The organism is Cognatundibacterium luofuense (assembly GCF_018139685.1).
GTDB lineage: Bacteria > Pseudomonadota > Gammaproteobacteria > Burkholderiales > Burkholderiaceae_D > Undibacterium > Undibacterium luofuense.
Genome location: NZ_JAGSPN010000524.1, coordinates 1 through 301, shown reverse-complemented (window position 1 = coordinate 301; position 301 = coordinate 1). Strand labels below are relative to the sequence as shown.

Below are 301 nucleotides of genomic sequence, written 5' to 3'. Positions count from 1 at the left end.
ACTGACCTCGCCGATAAAGATCGCTAAAGGAAAATTCCAAGGGCTGATACATACCACCGGGCCCAGTGCCTGCGTTTGAGGCTGCGACTCGGTCTGGGCCGCGTAATAACGCAGGAAATCCACGGCCTCACGCACTTCAGCCACCGCATTCGGTAAGGATTTTCCCGCTTCGCGAATCGCGAGCGCCATGAAATCCAGAGTCTGCTGTTCAAGTAAATCTGCTGCACGGTACAACGCTGCTGCACGCACCGAAGGTGCCGTTGTCTGCCAGTCCAGCGCATAGGCGTGGGCGGCATGTAAG

1 protein-coding gene is annotated in these 301 nt (G+C 57.1%); it reads right to left on the bottom strand.

Annotation, left to right across the window (positions count from 1 at the left end; all coding sequences use genetic code 11):
* Positions 1–301, bottom strand: a 301-nt coding sequence (locus KDM89_RS21520) for an aldehyde dehydrogenase family protein (protein ID WP_212689825.1), incomplete at both ends; no start/stop codon positions are given.